The organism is Leifsonia sp. HAY1-4F (assembly GCF_056755275.1).
In genome coordinates, this window is record NZ_JBNDHX010000290.1 from 1 (window position 1) to 272 (window position 272).

Sequence of the window (272 nt, forward strand, 5' to 3'; positions counted from 1 at the left end):
ATCGGACAGCACGATCCAGCGGTGGCGTTCGGCCAGCGTGCCGGCCAGCCGGGTCAGTTCGTCGACGGCGTCGGCGGGCGGCGCGGACTCGACGTCCATGCGCAGCAGCTGCTGGCGCCGGCTGACCATGCGCATCTTCTGGGTCGTGTCGACGCCTGGACTGCGCACGAAGTGCTGCGTGATGCCCGGCTGGTCCAGCAGCGCGATCAGGCAGGCGCCCGCGTTGTCCGCGCCGACCAGGCCGGTGAGCGTGCACGGGCAGCTGCGCTGCC

Annotated in this window: 1 pseudogene; it reads right to left on the bottom strand. The window is 72.4% G+C overall.

Annotated elements, in window-relative coordinates:
* A pseudogene (locus ACPYOG_RS19560) lies at nucleotides 1-272 on the bottom strand (hypothetical protein); the annotation flags it as partial.